This is a genomic window from Nocardioides sp. CFH 31398 (assembly GCF_022436705.1).
Taxonomy (GTDB): Bacteria; Actinomycetota; Actinomycetes; order Propionibacteriales; family Nocardioidaceae; genus Nocardioides.
On the sequence record NZ_JAKUHT010000005.1, the window covers coordinates 257,486 to 276,983 of the forward strand.

Annotated in this window: 17 protein-coding genes and 1 tRNA gene; 5 read left to right on the forward strand and 13 right to left on the reverse strand. The window is 74.0% G+C overall.

The genetic code is table 11. From position 1 onward, the window contains the following. Window positions 1-113: 113 nt before the first annotated feature. Both pstS and MJ876_RS05865 read right to left on the reverse strand, forming a co-directional pair. Window positions 114-1,217 (reverse strand): phosphate ABC transporter substrate-binding protein PstS, encoded by a 1,104-nt coding sequence (gene pstS / locus MJ876_RS05860; protein ID WP_240235251.1) that lies wholly within the window; start codon window positions 1,215-1,217, stop codon window positions 114-116. A gap of 215 nt (window positions 1,218-1,432) precedes the next feature. Then, window positions 1,433-2,329, reverse strand: a complete 897-nt coding sequence (locus MJ876_RS05865) for an NUDIX hydrolase (RefSeq protein ID WP_240235253.1) — start codon at window positions 2,327-2,329, stop codon at window positions 1,433-1,435. 44 nt (window positions 2,330-2,373) lie between these two features. Between MJ876_RS05865 and MJ876_RS05870 the strand changes: the two genes are divergently transcribed. Continuing rightward, window positions 2,374-3,456, forward strand: coding sequence for a hypothetical protein (locus MJ876_RS05870; RefSeq protein ID WP_240235255.1), 1,083 nt, complete (start codon window positions 2,374-2,376; stop codon window positions 3,454-3,456). A gap of 92 nt (window positions 3,457-3,548) precedes the next feature. On the opposite strand, the gene MJ876_RS05875 is transcribed toward MJ876_RS05870, so the two are convergent. Continuing rightward, window positions 3,549-3,752, reverse strand: coding sequence for a cold-shock protein (locus MJ876_RS05875; RefSeq protein ID WP_240235256.1), 204 nt, complete (start codon window positions 3,750-3,752; stop codon window positions 3,549-3,551). A 298-nt stretch (window positions 3,753-4,050) separates the two neighbouring features. Between MJ876_RS05875 and MJ876_RS05880 the strand changes: the two genes are divergently transcribed. Together MJ876_RS05880 and MJ876_RS05885 are read left to right on the forward strand one after the other, a co-directional pair. Beyond that, entirely contained in the window at window positions 4,051-4,623 is a 573-nt protein-coding gene (locus MJ876_RS05880) for a MarR family winged helix-turn-helix transcriptional regulator (RefSeq protein ID WP_240235258.1), read from the forward strand. After that, window positions 4,620-6,347 (forward strand): MDR family MFS transporter, encoded by a 1,728-nt coding sequence (locus MJ876_RS05885; protein ID WP_240235259.1) that lies wholly within the window; start codon window positions 4,620-4,622, stop codon window positions 6,345-6,347. Before MJ876_RS05880 ends, MJ876_RS05885 begins: the two co-directional genes overlap by 4 nt. Window positions 6,348-6,774: 427 nt before the next feature. Here the strand turns inward: MJ876_RS05885 and MJ876_RS05890 are convergent, their stop codons facing one another. Genes MJ876_RS05890 through MJ876_RS05930 form a run of 8 tightly spaced genes read right to left on the reverse strand, consistent with a single transcriptional unit; the run spans window position 6,775 to window position 16,637 of the window. Continuing rightward, a complete protein-coding gene (locus MJ876_RS05890; protein WP_240235260.1) occupies window positions 6,775-7,275 on the reverse strand; it encodes a sarcosine oxidase subunit gamma in 501 nt (166 codons plus the stop codon). Then, on the reverse strand, window positions 7,262-9,856 hold the full coding sequence (locus MJ876_RS21550; RefSeq protein ID WP_275694457.1) for a 2Fe-2S iron-sulfur cluster-binding protein: 2,595 nt from the start codon (window positions 9,854-9,856) through the stop codon (window positions 7,262-7,264). Before MJ876_RS21550 ends, MJ876_RS05890 begins: the two co-directional genes overlap by 14 nt. Further along, window positions 9,853-10,116: a sarcosine oxidase subunit delta gene (locus MJ876_RS05905; RefSeq protein ID WP_240235262.1), complete on the reverse strand. Its 264-nt coding sequence runs from the start codon at window positions 10,114-10,116 to the stop codon at window positions 9,853-9,855. The genes MJ876_RS21550 and MJ876_RS05905 overlap by 4 nt, the downstream gene beginning before the upstream one ends. Before the next feature lie 48 nt (window positions 10,117-10,164). After that, window positions 10,165-11,394: a sarcosine oxidase subunit beta family protein gene (locus tag MJ876_RS05910; protein WP_240235263.1), complete on the reverse strand. Its 1,230-nt coding sequence runs from the start codon at window positions 11,392-11,394 to the stop codon at window positions 10,165-10,167. Continuing rightward, window positions 11,394-13,823 (reverse strand): FAD-dependent oxidoreductase, encoded by a 2,430-nt coding sequence (locus MJ876_RS05915; protein ID WP_240235265.1) that lies wholly within the window; start codon window positions 13,821-13,823, stop codon window positions 11,394-11,396. The genes MJ876_RS05910 and MJ876_RS05915 overlap by 1 nt, the downstream gene beginning before the upstream one ends. Beyond that, window positions 13,820-15,070 (reverse strand): aromatic ring-hydroxylating dioxygenase subunit alpha, encoded by a 1,251-nt coding sequence (locus tag MJ876_RS05920; protein ID WP_240235266.1) that lies wholly within the window; start codon window positions 15,068-15,070, stop codon window positions 13,820-13,822. The genes MJ876_RS05915 and MJ876_RS05920 overlap by 4 nt, the downstream gene beginning before the upstream one ends. Beyond that, window positions 15,067-16,275, reverse strand: coding sequence for an NAD(P)/FAD-dependent oxidoreductase (locus MJ876_RS05925; protein WP_240235268.1), 1,209 nt, complete (start codon window positions 16,273-16,275; stop codon window positions 15,067-15,069). The genes MJ876_RS05920 and MJ876_RS05925 overlap by 4 nt, the downstream gene beginning before the upstream one ends. Next, complete coding sequence (locus tag MJ876_RS05930; RefSeq protein WP_240235270.1) at window positions 16,272-16,637, reverse strand: bifunctional 3-phenylpropionate/cinnamic acid dioxygenase ferredoxin subunit; 366 nt, start codon at window positions 16,635-16,637, stop codon at window positions 16,272-16,274. Before MJ876_RS05930 ends, MJ876_RS05925 begins: the two co-directional genes overlap by 4 nt. Before the next feature lie 204 nt (window positions 16,638-16,841). On the opposite strand from MJ876_RS05930, the gene MJ876_RS05935 reads away from it, so the two are divergent. After that, window positions 16,842-17,618: an IclR family transcriptional regulator gene (locus tag MJ876_RS05935; RefSeq protein ID WP_240235272.1), complete on the forward strand. Its 777-nt coding sequence runs from the start codon at window positions 16,842-16,844 to the stop codon at window positions 17,616-17,618. Between the two features lie 3 nt (window positions 17,619-17,621). On the opposite strand, the gene MJ876_RS05940 is transcribed toward MJ876_RS05935, so the two are convergent. Continuing rightward, window positions 17,622-17,915 (reverse strand): hypothetical protein, encoded by a 294-nt coding sequence (locus MJ876_RS05940; protein ID WP_240235273.1) that lies wholly within the window; start codon window positions 17,913-17,915, stop codon window positions 17,622-17,624. A gap of 131 nt (window positions 17,916-18,046) precedes the next feature. On the opposite strand from MJ876_RS05940, the gene MJ876_RS05945 reads away from it, so the two are divergent. Further along, a tRNA-Lys gene (locus tag MJ876_RS05945) sits at window positions 18,047-18,119 on the forward strand. A 32-nt stretch (window positions 18,120-18,151) separates the two neighbouring features. Here MJ876_RS05945 and MJ876_RS05950 read toward each other — a convergent pair. After that, entirely contained in the window at window positions 18,152-19,492 is a 1,341-nt protein-coding gene (locus MJ876_RS05950; RefSeq protein ID WP_240235275.1) for an FGGY-family carbohydrate kinase, read from the reverse strand. Window positions 19,493-19,498 lie beyond the last annotated feature (6 nt).

Genomic DNA, 19,498 nt, shown 5'->3' on the forward strand with positions numbered 1-19,498 from the left:
TCCTCCGGACACGGCGCGGTCGTCAGTCTGGCCGGACCCCCCGCTCACCGCGCAAGGTCCCGGGACCGCGACGAGCGCGGTCCCGGGACCCGAGTGCACGGTGCTCAGCGGATTCAGCTGATCTTGTCGACGATCTCGGTCGCCTCGCTGCTGACGTCGTCCGACAGCGGGGCGGAACCGGCGGTCTCGGCGGCCGCCTGCTGGCCGTCGGGGCTGACGACGTACGACAGGTAGGCCTTCACCAGCTCGGCCTCGTCGGCGTCCTCGTAGGTCTCGCACGCGATCATGTAGGACGCGAGGACGACGGGGTAGACGCCGGCCTCCTCGGTCTCGCGGTCGATGTCGACGGCCATCGAGTTGGCCTCGCGGCCCTCGACGCGCGGGGAGGCGTTGATGATCTCGGCCGCGGCCTCGGGGCTCGGCGCGACGAACTCGTCGCCGACCTGGACCGACGCGGCGGACAGGTCGCCGGCCTGGCTGGCGTCGGCGTACCCGATGGTGCCGTCACCGCCGCCGACGGCCTCGACCACGCCGGAGGTGCCCGTCGCGGCCTCGCCGCCCTGGATCGGCCAGACGTCGCTGGGCTCCTCGCTCCAGCCGCCGGCGGCCGCGAGGTACTCGGTGAAGTTCTCGGTGGTGCCCGAGTCGTCACCGCGGTGGACCGGGGTGATGTCGGTGGAGGGCAGCTCGACGCCGTCGTTGGTGGCGGCGATCGCGGGGTCGTCCCACGTGGTGATGTCGCCCTCGAAGATGCCGGTGATGGTCTCCGGGTCGAGCTGGAGCTCGTCGACGCCCTCGAGGTTGAAGATGACCGCGATCGGGCTCACGTACGCCGGGACCTCGATGGGGTCGGTGCCGCCGCAGCGCTCGGTGGCGGCGGCCAGCTCCTCGTCGTCCATGTAGGCGTCGGAGCCGGCGAAGGCGACGCCGCCGTCGATGAACTGCTCACGACCGCCGCTGGAGCCGATGGGGTCGTAGTTGACGGTCACGTCGGGGTTGGCGTCCAGGAAGCCGGACTGCCACGCGCCCTGGGCGGCCTCCTGCGAGGACGCGCCGGCACCGGCGATGGTGCCGGACAGGCCCGTCTCCTCGGCGCCGCCGCCGCCGCCGGAGCCCTCCTCGTTGCCCGCGCCGCAGCCGGCGAGGACGGCGGTCAGGGCGACGGCCGCGATGCCGGGCACGACGACCCGCTTGGACCGCTGGGAAGTGATGCGCACTTCGTACTCCTGGTTCGTGTTCACTGCAGGGGGATCTCGTTGACGTGTCAGAAGGTAGGGAGCCGAGGTGACACGCCCGGCCGTCAGCGGTGAACGAGCGGTGAACGGGGGCGGGAGACTCGGCGCCGACAGGGCAAAAGCGGAGACGTGGATCACGTCGGTGGGCTGGAGTTCGCCCCCGCGTGACGCGGCCGTGACCTCGGACCCGCGGCGCCCTAGCGGCCGAAGGGCGCCGCGACGGTCCCCGACGCGAGCACGAGGCCGTGGCGGTGGTGGGCGACCAGCACGCCGCCCGGCTCGAGACGCGGCTCCGCCGAGCCGAGCGCGGCGTACACCAGCGGCAGCACGGGGCGGTGGGTGCACAGGACGACGGCGCGGCCCAGGTCGCGGGCCTCCTCGACGACCTCACGGACGCCGGCCGCGGTGGCGCCCTCCTCGCTCAGGGCGTCGCGGGTGCGAAGCTTCTTGGCGAGCGTCGCCGCGAACGGCTCGACGGTCTGCGTGCAGCGCCTGCTGGGCGAGGAGACGACCCGGTCCGCGCCGTACGACGACAGCACGGGCACGAGCCGCTCGGCCTGGCGCACGCCGGCGGCGGTGAGCGGCCGGAGCCGGTCGTCCTTTCGCCACGCCTTGCGCGAGCGCGCCTCGCCGTGCCGAAGGACCAGGACGGCGTCCGAGCGCCGCTGCAGCGCGGCGGCCTCCCGCACCGTCGCGCGGTCGCGGGAGTAGGTGAGCCGGTCGAGCGCCTCGACCCAGCCGAGCCAGACGACCTCGTCGATCTCGTCGCCGCGGCGGTAGCCGGCGACGTCGTCGTCGCCGTCGACCGTGGCGGTCCAGTAGTGGACGGTCTTGCTGCGCCGCGAGCGCCCCGTGCCCACGGTGTAGCGCTGCTCGCCCAGCGCCGCGCCGAGGACGACGTCGAGGCCGGTCTCCTCGGCGACCTCGCGGCGCGCGGCCACGGTGGCGTGCTCACCCCGGTCGAGCTTGCCCTTCGGCAGCGACCAGTCGTCGTACCGGGGTCGGTGGACGAGGAGGACCTCCGGCGGGACCGAGGAGGAGCGACGCCTCGTCACCACCGCGCCGGCGGCGACCACGTGCCTGCGCTGAGCCATGGCCGTTAGTCTCACAGCACCCGCGGCCCAGGAGGACCCACCCCATGCAGAGACGGCTCGTGTCCGTCGTCGCCGGCGCGGTCGTCGTCGCGCTGGTCGTGGCCGGCGGGGTCGCCGCCTACCGGTTCCTCACCGCCCCGGAGGGGCAGCTCGTGCGGGCCGCCGAGGTCTCCCCGGCCTCGTCGCAGCGGCTGTCGTACACCGACTGGGCCGGCGTCCGCGACGAGCTCGACGCCGACGTCGACGCACGGTCGCCCGGCAGCGCCGTCCGCCGCTTCCTCGACGAGGGCTTCTCCTCCGACCTCACCTCCACCTCGGCGATGGTCTCCTCGGCGAGCGGCCTGCAGGACGCGCTGGGCCTCTCCCCCGCCACCGTCGAGTGGGAGGGCTTCAGCCAGTCGGCCGACGGGCAGGTCGTCGCCATGGCCATGCCCGCCGACGACGTCGAGGCCCTCGCGGACCGGCTGGAGGAACAGGGCTTCACCGCCCCGTCCGCCGACGACGGCACCTGGGACGGCGGCGCCGACCTGCTGGCCTCGATCGACCCGACCATCGACGCGGTGTTCGGCTACGTCGTCCTGCTGGCCGACGAGGGCCTCGTCCTCGCCTCCAACGCACGGTCGTACGTCGGCGCCGCGGCGGCGGTGGTCGCCGGCGACGAGCCGTCGATGCTCGACGCGGTCGGTGACGTCGTCCGGGCGGTCTCCGCCGACGAGGTGCCGCTGTCCGCGGCGGTGTCGACGGCGGAGTGGACCTGCGTCGAGCTCGGCTTCTCGCGGGCCGCCCCGGAGGCGGAGGTCGCCGCCGACCGCCTCGTGGACGCCGCCGAGGCCGAGGGCGGGGACGTCGACCCGATCACGGCGTTCGCGATGGCCAAGGTTCCCGGCGGGGCGGTGCGGACGGCCCTGTCGTTCGAGACCGACGAGCAGGCCGAGGACAACGCCGACCCGCGGGCCCGGCTGGCGTCCGGCCCGGCACCCGGCCAGGGCGGGACCTTCCGCACCCGCTTCCGTCTCCGCTCCGTCGTCGCCGACGGCAACGTCGTCGTCCTCGACATGGAGCCGCGGGCCCGTCAGCAGCTGCTGAGCGACCTGACCTCGGGCCCGCTGCTCTTCGCGATCTGCTGAACTGCTGAGCGCGGCGCCCCCGGACAGCACGAGGCCCCGCCCGGCAGTGTGCCGGGCGGGGCCTCGCTCAGAAAGTCCTGGGTGTGGCCAGGTCAGACGGGACGGACGTTCTCCGCCTGCGGGCCCTTCGGGCCCTGGGTGACGTCGAACTCGACCTTCTGGTTCTCGTCGAGGGACTTGTAGCCCTGGACCTGGATGGCCGAGTAGTGCACGAAGACGTCGTCGCCGCCGTCCTCCTGCGCGATGAAGCCGAAGCCCTTCTCAGCGTTGAACCACTTCACGGTGCCTTGAGCCATGGTGCCTTGTACTCCTCAATCAAGTGTGAGCCGCCACCTCGGCGACCCGCCCCAGGTGCGGGTGACACGTCGCTCCCACCCGCACACCCGAGAAGTACACGGAAAGAAACGCCGTTGGACACGAACTCCGCGGGCGTTGGACCAGCAAAGAAACATGCACCTGTTGCAGTTGTGACAGTACCAACTTGGCCGCCCCCTCACGCCATCCCCGCGTCCGAACTGTGGATGACCACCTCGGGAACAAACACCTGTTGCCCTCGGTTACCATTGCCGAAAGCAATGATTGTGGGAGGAACGGATGTCAGCCAGCACCGCGGACGTCGGCAGCCGAGCCAGTCGCGAGATCGTCGAGGCCCTGCGCCTCATCGGTCCGCTGCGTCGTGAGATCGCCCGGCTGGTGCCCGACGAGGTCGGGCCCGGGGGCCTCACGGCGTTGCGGGTCATCTCCGAGTCGCACGCCGCCGGGGGCGCGGCCCGGGTCAGCGACGTCGCGGCCGCGCAGCACATCGGGCTGCCCGTGGCGAGCCGTCAGGTCCGCCAGCTCGAGGACGACGGGCTCGTGACCCGCGAGGTCTCCCCCGCGGACCGCCGGGCGCACCGGCTCACGCTCACCGACAGCGGCCGCGGGCTGCTGGAGCGGGTCCACGCCGACCTCATCGCGTCGATCGACGCGGTCCTCGACGACTGGGACGCCGAGGACGCCGTCCAGCTCGCGCGCCTCATGGCCCGGCTGCACGAGGGCATCTCCCGACTCCCGGACGCCGTCCGGCACGACCACGCCGGGCGCGCCGCTCCCACCGAGAACACCGAGACCACACAGACCACCCAGGCCACGAAGACCGCACGCACCCTGCAGGAGAGCGCCGTATGACCACTGCACCACCCGACCCCACCACCCGCGCCGAGAGCGAACCCGCAGCCGGCGACGCGAGCCCCGCGCCGATGACCCCGCGCGAGATCATCACCGCGCTGTCGGGCCTGATGATGGGGATGCTCGTCGCGATCCTGTCGAGCACCGTCGTGTCGACCTCGCTGCCGCGGATCTTCGCCGACCTCGGCGGCGGCCAGTCGTCGTACACCTGGGTCGTCACCGCCACCCTGCTCGCCATGACCGTGTCGACGCCGGTCTGGGGCAAGCTCGCCGACATCTTCGACCGCAAGCTGCTGCTGCAGCTGTCGCTCGGGCTCTTCACGGTCGGCTCGGTCCTGGCGGCGTTCAGCCAGAGCGCCGGTCAGCTGATCGCCTGCCGCGGCGTCCAGGGCCTCGGCGTCGGCGGCCTGATGTCGCTGGCGATCATCGTGATCTCGGACATCATCAGCCCGCGTGAGCGCGGCAAGTACATGGGCGTCCTCGGCGGCGTCATGTCCATCGGCACCATCGGCGGCCCGCTGCTCGGCGGCCTGGTCACGGACGCCATCGGGTGGCGCGCGAACTTCTTCCTCGTCGTCCCGCTGTCGCTCGGCGCGCTGATCGTCATCCAGAAGACGCTGCACCTGCCGAAGCGCGCCCGCGGCCCGGTCCGCCTCGACTACCTCGGCGCCGTGCTCGTGACCGCCGCCGTGTCGACCCTGCTGATCTGGGTGACCCTCGCCGGCTCGGAGTTCGACTGGGCCTCCACGACGTCGTACGTCATGGTCGGCGGGTCGCTGCTCGCCGCGGTGCTGTTCGTGCTCGTCGAGCGCCGGGCGGCCTCGCCGCTGCTGCCGATGTGGCTGTTCGGCAACCGCACCGTCGTCCTCACCGTCATCGCGAGCATCGCGGTCGGCGTGGCGATGTTCGGCACCACCGTCTTCCTGTCGCAGTACATGCAGCTCGCCCGTGGCGAGACCCCGACGACCTCGGGGCTGCTGACGCTGCCGATGGTCCTCGGGTCGGTGGTCTCCTCGATCATCATCGGCCAGCTGATCAGCCGGACCGGCGTCTGGAAGCGCTACATGGTCACCGGCACGCTGTTCCTCACCGTGGGCCTCGCGCTCATGGGGACCATCCACTACGACACGCCCTTCTGGCACCTCGTGATCTTCATGGCGATCGTCGGTGTCGGCATCGGCGCCGTGATGCAGAACCTGATGCTGGTCACGCAGAACGTCCTGCCCGTCACGCAGATGGGTGCCGGCTCGTCGTCGGTGACCTTCTTCCGCAGCCTCGGCGGCGCGGTCGGCGTGTCCGCGATGGGCGCGCTGCTCGGCAGCCAGGCCTCCGACCGGATCGTCGACGGCCTCACCCGCCTCGGCGTGCCCGCGTCGGCGATGGGCTCCGGCGGCAGCGGGCAGATCCCCGACCTGTCGCAGCTGCCCGGCCCGGTGCGCCTCGTGGTCGAGGAGGCGTACGGCGAGGCCGTCGCCCACGTGTTCCTCGCCGCCGTCCCGCTGGCGATCGTCGCCTTCGTCGCGGTCGCGCTGCTGCCGAACCTCCCGCTGGGCACCAAGACCGGTATCGAGCAGATGGCGGAGGAGCGTGCGCTCAGCGAGGGCGCGACGGAGCCGAGGCCGGAGACGGGTGCGGAGGCCGAGGAGCTCGAGGTCACCCGCATCGAGGAGCCTCACGAGCCCGGCGCCCACAAGGCGGAGGCGGTCGGCACCCACCGCCGCTGACCCTGAGGCGTCACCAGTGCGGGCGTCCTGACGCAGATGCGTCGGGACGCCCGCGCTGTCATGTCACCGAGAGAGCCCCGACGCGCTCCACAGACCCCGAGTCGGCCCGAACGCCCACCTCAGCAACACCGAGTCGGCCCGAACGCTCACCTCAGCAACACCGAGTCGGCCCCAGTTGCACGATCACCTGGCTTCGACGTGCTCGACGAGCATCGGGTGCCTGAGCAACCAGGGCCACCGGCACGCCCCGGCTCGGGCCGACTCGGCGTCCTACAGCGGCCCGTTCGGGCCGACTCGGCGTCGTACAGCGGCCCGTTCGGGCCGACTCGGCGTCGTACAGCGGCCCGTTCGGGCCGACTCGGCGTCGTACAGCGGCCCGTTCGGGCCGACTCGGCGTCGTACAGCGGCCCGTTCGGGCCGACTCGCGCTACCGGTACGGCGTCGCGGCGTCGGTGAGCCAGGCGGCGAGGTGGCGGGCGTACGACGCGCGGACGTAGCAGCGCCAGCCGTCGTCGGCGACGCGACCGAGGACGACCTGGCAGCCGGCGAGGACGCCCTGCACGGCGTCGCCGACCGCGACGACCTCGAGGTCGACCGGGCAGCCGTGAGCCAGGACCGTCAGGGCGTGCGCGCCCGTCAGCGTGACGACGGTGCGCTGGCCGGAGACGTCCACGCCGCGGTTCCCGGGGGCGAGCGGGGCCTCGAGGGCGACCACCTCGGACGGCGGCCCGTCGACCAGCCACCACCCCGGGCCGAGGCCCCACACGTGGCCGCGGTCGACGTCGGCGGGACGCTCGCCCCGCACCTCGACCAGCTGGCGGAACGGGTCCTCGACCATCGTCAGGCCGGGTGACGACAGGCCGAACGCCGAGCCCGCGAGGGGCGAGCGGCGCAGCTCCAGCAGGGCGGTGGACTCAGGCACCGTCACGGCGGGCCCCCTCCGGGTCGTAGCTGACCGGGGCGGTCACCCGCACCGGCGTGCCGACGAGGTCGTCGACGGCGTCGAGGACCTCGCCGATGCGGTCGCGTCCGCCGTCCAGCAGCGCGAGGGCGAAGGGTCCCTCGACGCCCGCGGCGTACGCACTGGTCACGTGCCCGAGCATCGGCACGGGCGTCGCGCTGAGGTCGGCGCCGTGGGCGACGAGCTGCGAGCCCTCGGCGATCAGGCTGGTGCCGTCGACCGGCGCCAGGCCGACGAGGTGGCGGCGGTCGGGGCGCTGAGCGTCGGGACGGGCGTGGGAACGCTTGCCGACGTAGTCCGTCTTCTTCCTCGACAGCGCCCACCCAAGCCCCAGGTCGGCGGGGGTGACGGTGCCGTCGGTGTCCTGCCCGACGATCGGGAACGCCTTCTCGGCGCGCAGCACGTGCATCGTCTCGGTCCCGTACGGCGTGATCCCGTGCGGCGCCCCGGCCTGCGCGACGGCGTCCCAGAGGGCGGCGCCGTACCAGGCGGGCACGGAGACCTCGAAGGCCAGCTCGCCGGAGAACGACACCCGGGCGAGACGTGCCGGCATCCCCGCGACCACCGCCTCGCGGTGCGTCATGAAGCCGAAGCCCTCGGCGCTGACGTCCTCGTCGGGCGCCAGGGCGGCGACGACGTCGCGCGACAGCGGCCCGGCGATCGCGACGGTCGACCAGTGGTCGGTCTGCGAGGTGCAGACGACGTCGAGGTGCGGCCACTCGGTGAGCAGCCACTCCTCGAGGGTGTCGAGGACGGCGGCGGCGTTGCCGGTCGTGGTCGACATCAGCCAGTCGGTCTCCGACAGCCGCATCGTGGTGCCGTCGTCGACGACCATGCCGTCGGGGCCGCACATGACGCCGTACCGGACCTTGCCGACGGCGAGCGTCGAGAAGAGGTTCGTGTAGACCATGTCGAGCAGGACGCCGACGTCCGCGCCGCGCAGGTGGATGGCGCCGAGGGTGGAGGCGTCCATCATCCCGACGCCGGTGCGCACCGCCCGGCACTCGCGGACGACGGCCTCGTCGAGGGACTCGTCGACCGACGGGAACGCGTAGGGCCGCTTCCACTGCCCGACGTCCTCCATCGGGGCGTGGGCGACGCGGTCGTGGATGGGCGTCACGCGCACCGGGTCGGAGAGCACGCCGCGGTTGCGGGCCGCGAGCAGCCCGAACGGCACGGGCACGAGCGGCGGCCGGGCCCCCGTCGCGCCGACGCGGCCGAGCGGCTCGCCGAGCAGCTGCGCGAGGACGCCGGCGGCGAGGACGCCGGAGCAGCGGCCCTGGTCGGCGCCGGTGCCGATCGTCGTGTGGCGCTTGACGTGCTCGACGCTGCGCAGCCCCGCCTCGACGGCGTGGCGGACGTCGGCGAGCGTGGCGTCGCGGTGCAGGTCGAGGTAGGTCCCGGCCGCCTGCTCGTCGGTGAGGTCGGTGGCGCAGAACCAGGCCGCGGGTGCGCGCCCCCCCGTGTCGGCCGCGGTGCGCTCCGTCCCCGCCCACGAGAACCGGCCGCCCTGCGGCGGGGCGTCGGGGACGAACCCGGCGACGTCGTCGGACCAGCGGGTGGTGCCGCCGGCGTGGGTCCACAGGCGGGTCTCGGGGGTGACGGCACCGGACACGGCGAGCAGGTCGACCTCGACGGTGCCGGACGTGGTGTGGACGGCGGTGACCCTCCCGGTGTCGGAGCCGCCGTCGGTCCCCGTCACGACGTCGCCGTCGCGGACGTCGAGCACGGCCACGACGTCGACGCCGGCCTCGGCGAGGGCGGCCGCGGCGGCGTGGCCGCCGTCGTGGGCGGTCCACACGACCGCGCGGCGCCCGGGCAGGACGCCGTAGCGCTCGACGTACGCCGCGGCGGCGCCGGCGAGCATGACGCCCGGGCGGTCGTTGCCGGGGAAGGCCATCGGCCGCTCCTCCGAGCCGGTCGCGAGGACGACGCGCCGCGCCTGCACCTGCAGGAGGCGGCGGGCGCCGCCACCGTCGGCGGAGTCGAGACGCTGCACCGCGACGAGCCGGCCGTGGGCGTGCGCGCCGACCACGGTCGTGTCCGGCAGGCAGCGGGCGCCGTCGACGACCGGCGCGGTCGGGGCGTCGTCCAGGACGATCACGCGTCCCTCCCCCGCCGCGACGGCGGCACGGGCCGCGGCGACGCCGGCCTCCCCGCCGCCGACGACCGCGACCTCGCAGTGCAGGTGGAGGACGTCGTACCGCGTCTCGTCGGTGTGGGGCAGCAGCCGGCCGCGGCCGGCGAGGCGCTCGACCGTCAGGCCGTCGTACGCCGGCTGGGTGGTGGCCTGGACCATCGGCTCGCCGGTGCCCGGCCCCCCGTGATCCAGCACCTGGACCCACGCGTTCGGCTCCTCGCGCCCGATGCCGACGAGGCCGCGGGGGCGTCCGGTGTAGATGCCGGCGCCGACGACGTCGAGGTCGTTCGCGAGCATCGCGGAGGCCAGGGTGTCGCCGGCGTACGCCGTGAGCTCGACGCCGTCCACGGTCACGGTGAGCGGACGGGTGCGGTCGATCCGGCTGCCGCCGGTGGGGAGCCTGCTCATGCGCGCACCCCCTCCGAGACCGGACGGAACTCGTCGGACACGGTGTGGCGGTCGATCGTGAACCACTGCCGGCACGCGGCGACGTGGCACCAGCGCTCGGTGAACCAGCCGGCGGGGTCGGCGCGGACGAAGAGGTACTCCGCCCAGGCGACGTCGTCCAGCGCGGACGGGTCGGCGGGGTAGTCGACGCCGGCCTCGCCCCCGTAGTGGAACTCGGTCTCGTCTCGCTCCCCGCAGTGCGGGCAGGGGATCCTCAGCACGGTCGTCCTCCAGGTGCCGGGTCGGTCAGCAGTGGTGCAGACAGGGGGTCAGTGGGCGACGGCGGCGGCGCCGTGCTCGTCGATCAGGCGGCCGGTGGTGAACCGCTCGAGCGCGTACGGCTCGACCAGCGGGTGGGCGCGGCCGTGGGCGACGGAGTCGGCGAAGACGTGGCCGATGCCGGGGGTGGCCTTGAAGCCGCCGGTCCCCCAGCCGCAGTTGATCCACACGTTGTCGCCGGCGGCCGCCAGCGGCCCCACGATGGGCGAGGCGTCGGGGGTGACGTCGACGATCCCGGCCCAGGTCCGCAGCACGTGGGCGCGGGCGAAGATCGGGAAGAGCTCGACGGCCGCGGCCATCTGCTCCTCGACGACGTGGAACGAGCCGCGCCGTCCGTAGCCGATGTGCGCGTCGACGCCGGCGCCCATCACCAGCTCGCCCTTGTGGGCCTGGCTGACGTAGACGTGGACGGCGTTGCTCATCACGACGGTGTCGAGGACCTGCTCGAGCAGCTCGGAGACCAGCGCCTGCAGCGGGTGCGACTGCACCGGCAGGCGGACGCCGAGCTCCTCGGCCAGGACGGCGGAGTGCCCTGCGGCGCACAGCACGACCGTGCCCGCGGAGATCTCGCCGCGCGTCGTGGACACCGAGGTGACCCGGCCGCCGGCCTGGGTGAAGCCGGTGACCTCGCAGTCGCTGACGAGGTCGACGCCCATCTCGTACGCCGCCCGCGCGTAGCCCCACGCGACGTAGTCGTGCTTCGCGATGCCGGCCCGCGGCTGGAAGGTCGCCCCGTGCACCGGGTGCCGCGGGCGCTCACTCACGTCGAGGACCGGCGCGAGCTTGCCGACCTCGGCGGGGGTGAGCCAGTGCGCGTCGATGCCGTTGAGCTGGTTGGCGTTGACCCGCCGCTTGCCCTCGCGGACGTCGGACAGGTTGTGCGCCAGGTTGAGCACGCCGCGCTGGTCGAACATCACCGTCGTGCCGAGCCGCTCCTCGAGGGTCTCCCAGAGCCCGAGTGCGTGCTCGTAGATGCCGGCGGAGGCGTCCCAGAGGTAGTTCGACCGGATGATCGTGGTGTTGCGGGCCATGTTCCCGCCGGCGAGCCACCCCTTCTCGAGCACGGCGACGTTCGTGATGCCGTGGTCGGCCGCGAGGTGGTACGCCGTGGCGAGGCCATGCCCGCCACCGCCGACGACGACGACGTCGTAGGCCTTCTTCGGCTCGGCGTCCTTCCAGAGGCGGGGCGGGTGCTCCGGCAGGCGCGGCGCGGGCTTCATCAGGAGTTCCTCACCCTCGCCATGTCGGCGTCGTACAGCGGCTCGGCGGTCACGGTGTAGGGCAGCGCCTCGCCGAACGAGCCGACGGACAGCTCGGTGCCGACCTCGGCCAGCTGGGGCGGCACCCAGGCGTAGGCGATCGCCCTGCCGACGGTGAAGCCCCAGGCGCCGATGGTCGTGTACCCGACGCACTCGCCGCCGGCGTGGACCGGCTCGTGCCCGAGGACGACGGCCCGCGGGTCGGGCGAGGTCAGGCAGACGAGGCGCTGGCGGGGCTCGCCGACGACCTCGGGCGCCGGGCCGCGCCCGCCGCGGACGGCCCAGGCGAGGCCGGCCTCCTCGGCGGTGTGGTCGGAGGTCATCTCCGAGCCGTAGGCGCGGTAGCCCTTCTCCAGGCGCATCGAGGTGAACGACGTGCGGCCCGCGGCGACGATGCCGTGCTCGCGGCCCGCCTCCATCAGCGTGTCCCACAGACGGCGACCGAGGTCGGCGGTGCACGACAGCTCGTAGCCGAGCTCCCCGACGTACGAGACGCGCAGGGCGGTCACGGGGACCATCCCGACGTGCGCCTCGGTGCCGCGGAAGTAGCGCAGCGCCTCGTTGCTCCAGTCGTCGGTGCTGACCGACTCGATCACCGCGCGTGCCTTCGGGCCCCACAGGCCGATGCAGCAGGTGCCGGGCGTCAGGTCGGTGACGGTGACGTCGTCGGGCGCGAGGCGCGTCAGCAGGTCGACGTCGCGGGGACCGTTCACGCCGAGGAGGAACCGGTCGCGGCCGTAGCGCGGCGCGAGCCGCGCGACGGTGACGTCGGAGAGCACCCGGCCGCGCTCGTCGAGGATCAGGCAGTACGTCACCCGGCCCACCGGGGTGTCCATCTTCGCGGTCACCAGGCCGTCGAGGAAGGCGACCGCGCCGCGGCCGGCGACCTCGACGCGGGTCAACGACGACAGGTCGTGCAGCGCGACGCCCTCGCGGGTGGCGCGGACCTCGGCGCCGGCGATCGGCGACCAGTAGCGCGCCGCCCACTCGCCCGGCCGGGCGGCCTCGTCGGCCTCGGTGACCAGCGACGCGTTGGCGCCGTACCAGAGCGGGCGCTCCCAGCCGGACGCCGACTCGCAGACGGCGTCAAGCTCGCGCTGGCGGTCGGCGAACGGGGGCAGCCGCAGCGGTCGCGGGTCGTCCATCGACTGGTGCGGGTGGATGATGTCGTAGACCTCGACGAAGCCCTGCTGGCCCCGGGCGGAGACGAACTCGGGCCCGTCGCCGTGGGGCGGGAAGCGGTGCACGTCGGCACCCGCCGGGTCGATCGTGGAGACGCCGTCGACGAGCAGCTCGGCGACCATGCGGCCGACGCCCGCGGAGTGCGTCACCCAGACCGCCTCGGCCACCCAGAAGCCGGGCACGTCGCGGCTCTCGCCGACGAGCGGGCCGCCGTCGGAGGTGAACGAGAACATGCCGTTGATGCCGTGCTCGACCTCGACCTCCCGCAGGCCGGGCAGGAGCTCCTGCGACGCCTTCCACGGGCCCTCGAAGTCCGCCGGCGTCCACGGCCGGACCGACGGCATGACGTCGCCGCCCCAGTCGTCGAAGTCGTGCACCGACACCGGCATCGGCCGGTGGGCGTAGGAGCCGATCATCTGCTTCTCGCCGGCGTCGCGGTAGTAGAGGTCCTCACCCTGGTGGCGCAGGATCGGGCGGACGGCCTCGGCGGTCTGGCCGGCCTGGGCGGGCAGCGCGGTGGTGGTCGCGAGCTGGTGCTCGAGCGGCACGAGCGGCAGGCGCATCCCGGCCATCGCGGCGACCTTCTGGCCCCAGATGCCGGCGCAGCAGACGACGACGTCGGCGTCGATCTCGCCGGCGGTGGTCTCGACGCCGGCGACCCGGCCGTCCTCGCCGCGCAGCAGGCCGGTGACCTCGACGCCGGACCGCAGCGTGGCGCCGCGGGACTCCGCCCGCCTCGTCTGGGCGTCGACCGCGCGGACGGCCTTCGCCAGGCCGTCGCCGGGCGTGTGGAGACCGCCGAGGACGGCGTCGGGGTCGAGCAGGTCGTGCAGGCGCACGCACTCCTCGGGGCCGACGACACGCGCCTCGATGCCGTGGGTGGCGAGCCAGCCGGCGCGGCGGTGCAGCTCGGCGAGGCGCTCCGGGGTGGTCGCGACCTCGAGCCCGCCGACGGGCAGGAAGCAGGGCCCCTCGTCGGTCGAGAGGGTGTTCAGCTTGTCGACCGTGTACGCCGCGAGGTCGGTCATCATCCGCGACCCGCTGGCCCGGAAGACCAGGCCGGGGGCGTGGGTGGTCGACCCGCCCGGCGTCGGGATGGGGCCCGCGTCGAGGACCGTGACGTCGGTCCAGCCGCGCTCGGTCAGCTCGTCGGCCACGGCGGCGCCGACGACGCCGGCGCCGATGACGACCACTCTCTTCTGGGTCATGACGTTCCCTCCACACGGTCCCGCACCCAGGCGTGGAACGCCTCGATGTGGTGCTCCGACGGCACGAGGACCCCGCCGTCGGCGTACAGGCGCGAGCCCATCGCGGGCTGGCACCGCTCGCAGGCCTCGAAGTCCTGCGCGTTGACCCGGTGGAACAGCTCGACGGACGCGTCGAGGCGCGCCGCCAGCTCCGGGTCGGCGTCGTCACCCGTCGCGGCCTCGACCACGCCGGGGGCGTAGAGCCAGTCGCACTCGACGACCGTGCGGTCCGGGCCCATCGGGTACATCCGGTGCCAGATCACGTGGTCGGGCACGAGGTTTACGAACACCTGCGGGCGCACGGTGATCGCGTAGTAGCGGCGGTCCTGGTCGTCGGTCATGCCCGGCAGCGGGTCGAAGCCGGCCGTGCCGTCGACGGTGAACCCGGCGACCTCCTCACCGAACTCCGCGCCGTGGCCCACGTAGTACTGCGCCGCGAGCCCGTCCGCGAACTCCGGCAGCACCTCGGTGAGCTCGGGGTGGATCGTCGCGCAGTGGTAGCACTCCATGAAGTTCTCGACGATGAGCTTCCAGTTCGCCGCGACGTCGTAGGTGATGCGGCGACCGAGGCTCAGCGAGCCCACGTCGTACGCCGCGAGCGGCTCGAGGCTGCCGAGGCGCTCGGCGAGGTCGGCCTGGACGGTGTCGGCGAACGACGGCGGCTCCTCGCCGGCGAGGGGCGCGAGGCTGACCCAGACGTAGCCGAGCCAGGAGTGGACGGCGACCCGCTTGAGACCGAACTCGATGCGGTCGACGTCCGGCATCGACGTGAGGTTCGGGGCGGCGATGAGCTTGCCCTCGAAGTCGTAGGTCCAGGCGTGGTAGGGGCACTGGAAGTTGCGGCGCCTCTCCCCCGCGTCCTCGGTGCAGATCCGGGCGCCGCGGTGGCGGCACACGTTGAGGAACGCGCGGACCTCGCCGCGGCGGGTGCGGGTCAGCAGGACCGACTCCCGCCCGACGGTGACGGTGCGGAACGACCCGGCGTTCGGCAGGTCGTCCTCGCGGACCGCGCAGAACCAGTCGTGCTCGAAGATCCGCTCGCACTCGGCGTCGAACCAGGCGCGGTCGACGTACGTGTGGCCGGGCAGGGTCGGCAGCAGGCTGGACGGCGTGACGCCGCGGGCCTTCTGCTCGTCGGTCGTGGTGACCGGGGGCTCGTCGTGGCTCTGCGGGAGCCCCTGGTCGACGCCGGGGTCGAGGGTCGTCACGCGGCGACGCTCGCGACGCCGAGGCTGCGCTTCCAGCGGTTGAACAGCTTGGGCTGGCCCATGCCGAGGACGGCGACGGCGGTCGCGCCGTGCCACCAGACGACGAGGGCGTCGCCGCCCTCGAGGCTGCCCGACTCGACGGTGAGCACCTCCCCGCCGGTGCGACGGCCGGCGAACTGCAGGCGCACGCCGTACTGGTCGGACCAGAAGTACGGCGCGGCGGCGACCGCGGCGGGGGCCTGGCCGAGGACCGAGGCGGCGACCGCACGCGGGCGGGTCAGGGCGTCGTTCCAGTGCTCGGTGCGGTGGTGGGCGGCGCGCTCGACGTCCCACCAGGCCGAGCAGTCGCCGACCGCCCAGACGCCCGGGACGGCGGTCGCACCGGTCGCGTCGGTCGCGACGGCACCCGCGTCGGTCAGCGGGACGCCGGAGCCGGCCAGCCAGTCGGTGGCAGGCACGGAGCCGATGCCGGCGACGACCACGTCGGCGGGCAGGTGCGTGCCGTCGTCGAGCAGGACGCCGTCCACCTGGGTCGTGCCGGTGAGACGGGCGACGGGGACGCCGCAGTAGAGGGGCACGCCGTGCGCGGTGTGCAGGCCGGCGACGGCGGCGCCGACCTCCTCGCCGAGCGGGCCGGCGAGCGGCGTCGTGGAGGCCTCGACCAGCGACACCTCGACGCCGAGCTTGTGGGCCGTGGCCGCGATCTCGGCGCCGACGAAGCCGGCGCCGACCAGCACGAGGCGGCTGCCGGCGACGAGCTCGGTGCGCAGCGCCAGGGCGTCGTCCAGCGTGCGGAGCACGTGGACGCCGGCCAGGTCGCCACCGAGGTGGGCGGGAAGGCGACGGGCGCGCGCGCCGGTGGCGAGCACGACCGCGTCGGCGACCAGCACCGTGCCGTCGTCCAGGGTCACGCAGTGGGTGGGCTCGACGCCCGCGGCGCCGAGGCCGACGTCCAGGCCGACGGCGCGACGCCCGACCAGCCAGGTGGCGGCGAGGTCGGTGTCGTCGGCGTCCTCCAGGGCGAGGTCCTCCGGCGAGAGCGACCCGTCCAGGAAGCCCTTCGACAGCGGCGGCCGGTCGTAGGGACGGTGCTGCTCGTCGCCCACGACCGTCAGCGCGCCGTCGTACCCCGCGTCACGGAGGGCACGGGCGGTGGCGTGGCCGGCGAGCGAGGCGCCGACGACGACCACGTGGCGGGGGCTCACGACGGCGCTCCGCCCGCGACGCCGGCGGCCACGCCGGGGGGCAGGTTCGGCGCGTCGGTCGAGAGCTCGGCCCAGACCTGGCCGTCGACGACCTTCGCCGCGTGGGTGCGCACCGGCTTCTTCGCCGGGGGCTGGTCGACGGCGCCGGTGCGCAGGTCGAAGCGGGACTCGTGCAGCGGGCACTCCACCCAGCACCCCTCGAGGTAGCCGTCGGCGAGCGAGGCGTCCTGGTGGGTGCAGGTGTCGTCGACGACGTACACGTCGTCGTCCTCGGTGCGGAACACCGCCACCGGCGGGGAGGTCGTCGTGACCCTCAACCCCTCGCCGGGGACGACGTCGTCGAGTGCGCACAGGTGGTGCATGGGCTCTCCCGGGATCGTGCTGTCTTACCCGCAGCCTGAGTCCCCTCGAGGCGCCGTGTCAATCACCCTGGCCTGAGAAACACGGATGAAATCTCGGTGTTGCCTACCGGACCTCAAGGAACGTTCAAAACCCGCGCTGACCTGCAAGAACTCCGGGTGGACAAGTGTTTGCGCTGTTCCGCTGAGTGCAACTACTGTTGCGACATGCGGAACACTGCTGAGCAGACGTCATCAGCTCCCGGCGTCATCGACAGAGCAGCCCAGCTGCTCGCCCTGGTGGTGCGTGCCGAGCGCGGCCCGACGTTCACCCAGCTGGTCGCCGAGACCGGCATGACGAAGGCGACGGTCTCGCGCACGATGGCCGCCCTGGAGCGCAACGACCTCGTCGAGCGCACCGAGGAGGGCACCTTCCGCGGCGGCGCGCTGTTCGTCGAGTACGCCGCCCGCTTCGACCGCACCGAGGCGCTCATCGCGCAGGCGCGCCCGCTGATGCAGACGCTGATGCAGCGCACGGGCGAGACCGTGCACCTCGCGGTCGCGCTGGGCGACACCGTGACCATCGTCGAGCAGGTCGACGGCCCCCACATCGTCGGGGCGGTGAGCTGGGTCGGGTACGACGTCCCGCCCCACTGCTCGGCGCTCGGCAAGGTCCTCATCGCCTGGGGCGTCGTCCGCTTCCCGTTCGGTCGCCTGTCCATGCCGACCTCCCAGACCATCTCGACCCACGCGGAGCTGCGCGAGCACCTCGAGGCCTGCCGCGACCGCGGCTGGGCGACCACCCTCAGCGAGCTGGAGGAGGACCTCGACGGCATCGCCGTGCCCGTGCGCGGGACCGGCGACCGTGTCGTGGCCGCCCTCGGCGTCTCGGGGCCGACGTACCGCTTCGGGGACCGGCTCGAGGAGGTCGCCGACCTGCTCGGCTCGGCCGCCGACGACCTGCATCGGGCGCTGGTGCGTCAGTCGCGACGCACGATCCGCTGAGCCTCAGCGGGTAGGGCGCTGCCCGGGCCCCCGGTCGCGGACCATCCGCCGGACGAGCTGGTACTCCCGCTGGGCGCGCCCCGCGTGCTCCCAGGCCTCGTCGTACCGCCCGTGGCGAGCCGCGGTGTCCGAGAGGAAGGCCGCGTCGTCGGCGGCGATGGCGTGCTTGCCGAGGTCGGCGTACGCCAGCTCGCCCCACACCTGCGTCGACAGCCGCAGCGCCCGGTCGGCACGGCTCCGCGCCAGCGCGGACGCGATCCTGCTCGAGAAGGCCCGCAACCCCCGTGGCGTGCTCACCCGTCGTTTGTACCCCGCAGGTGTCGATCGTGCAGGTGGATGGCCGATTCGGGTCGTTGCGGAGGTAATGGACGTTGCGGTCACGCCCCTCTCGCCGACCTCGGTCGCCCGTCTAGGCTCGGCGGGCACCCGGGCCTCTAGCTCAACCGGCAGAGCAGCGGACTTTTAATCCGCGGGTTGTGGGTTCGATCCCCACGGGGCCCACGCGCGACCGGGGTCGGGGCCCGACCCGGCGCCTACGGACGCAGGACCCCGTCGAGGGCGGCGACGAGGGCGGCGTGACGGGCACGGACGTCGGCGTAGGCGGTGACCCACGCGGGGTCCGGGTGGGCGGCCTCGCCGAGGTGGACCATCGCGTCGACGGCGTCCGGCCAGGTCGGGTGGAGACCGACACCGACCGCGGCCGAGACCGCGGCGCCGAGGCCGGCGGCCGAGGGCGCGGTGGGCGCCCGGACGGGAGCCTGGAGGCAGGCCGCGACCATGGCGAGGACGAGAGGCGAGCGTCCCCCTCCTCCGGAGACGACGACGGTGGTGACGTCGAGACCGACCTCGTCGGCCATGGCGCGGGCGTGGCCGGTCACGGTCAGCACGAGGCCCTCCAGGACGGCCCGGTACAGGTGGGCGGGGCCGTGGCGGCCGTCGAACCCGACGAAGGCCCCACGCCGCCAGGGTGCGTCGGGCGGGGCGAGCCAGTCCGGGACGCACAGCAGCCCGTCCGCACCGACGTCCAGCGCCGCCGCGGCCTCGCCGAGGGCGACCTCGTCGCCCGCGCGCCCGTCGACGGCGAGGTGGTGGCCGACGAGGTCGCGGACCCAGGAGACGGTCCACATGCCGCGGCGCACCCCGGTGCTCTCGAGCAGCACCGCGCCCGGCACCGCCGCCGGGTTGGCCCAGTACGACGTCCCGGACGCCTCGGCCCCGGGGGGCCCCACCGCCATCGACGCGACGAACGTGCCGAGCGAGACCAGCAGCGGTCCGGGCTGCAGCAGGCCGCAGCCGAGCGCCTCGACCGCCTTGTCGTTCGCGGTCGCGACCACGGGCACCCCCGCGGGCAGCCCGGTGGCCGCGGCGGCGGCCACCGTGACCTCCCCGAGCACCTCCCCCGGCTCGACGACGTCCTCGGGCGGCTCCTGCCACAGCGCGTAGGCCGCCGTGGAGTCGCGGACGACGCCGGTCAGCCGGGCCGTCAGGTACGCCGACGACGCGACGACGTGGACCGTCCCCGGGGGCGGGTCGTCGGCGCCGCGGACGTCCATCCAGGAGCGAACCGGGGCCGCGAGCGAGCCGTCGGCACGCAGCAGGGCGGTGCAGAAGCGGATGCCGCACAGGCCCACCGCCCGCACGTCGGCCACCCTCGGGCCCAGCGCCGCCACCGCCTCGGTGGAGGCCGCCGCGAGTGAGTCCCACAGGTCGTCCCCGGGGTGCTCGACCTGCCCCGGGGCGGGCGCCACGGTCGGCGCCAGCGGCCGCTGCGCCGAGGCCACGACTCCCCCGGCGAGGTCGTGGACGACGACCTTCGCGCTCTGCGAGCCGAGGTCGATGCCGACGACCAGGGCGCCGTCCGCACGGGCCACCACCGGGGC

Excerpts from the sequence above, each read along its gene's own strand:
- MJ876_RS05870 (WP_240235255.1), top strand. The coding sequence starts at position 2,374 with ATGCAGAGACGGCTCGTGTCCGTCGTCGCCGGCGCGGTCGTCGTCGCG.
- MJ876_RS05885 (WP_240235259.1), top strand. The coding sequence starts at position 4,620 with ATGACCACTGCACCACCCGACCCCACCACCCGCGCCGAGAGCGAACCC.
- MJ876_RS05910 (WP_240235263.1), bottom strand. The coding sequence starts at position 11,394 with ATGAAGCCCGCGCCGCGCCTGCCGGAGCACCCGCCCCGCCTCTGGAAG.
- MJ876_RS05915 (WP_240235265.1), bottom strand. The coding sequence starts at position 13,823 with ATGACCCAGAAGAGAGTGGTCGTCATCGGCGCCGGCGTCGTCGGCGCC.
- MJ876_RS05875 (WP_240235256.1), bottom strand. The coding sequence starts at position 3,752 with ATGGCTCAAGGCACCGTGAAGTGGTTCAACGCTGAGAAGGGCTTCGGC.
- MJ876_RS05935 (WP_240235272.1), top strand. The coding sequence starts at position 16,842 with ATGCGGAACACTGCTGAGCAGACGTCATCAGCTCCCGGCGTCATCGAC.
- MJ876_RS05865 (WP_240235253.1), bottom strand. The coding sequence starts at position 2,329 with ATGGCTCAGCGCAGGCACGTGGTCGCCGCCGGCGCGGTGGTGACGAGG.
- MJ876_RS21550 (WP_275694457.1), bottom strand. The coding sequence starts at position 9,856 with ATGAGCAGGCTCCCCACCGGCGGCAGCCGGATCGACCGCACCCGTCCG.
- MJ876_RS05930 (WP_240235270.1), bottom strand. The coding sequence starts at position 16,637 with ATGCACCACCTGTGCGCACTCGACGACGTCGTCCCCGGCGAGGGGTTG.
- MJ876_RS05880 (WP_240235258.1), top strand. The coding sequence starts at position 4,051 with ATGTCAGCCAGCACCGCGGACGTCGGCAGCCGAGCCAGTCGCGAGATC.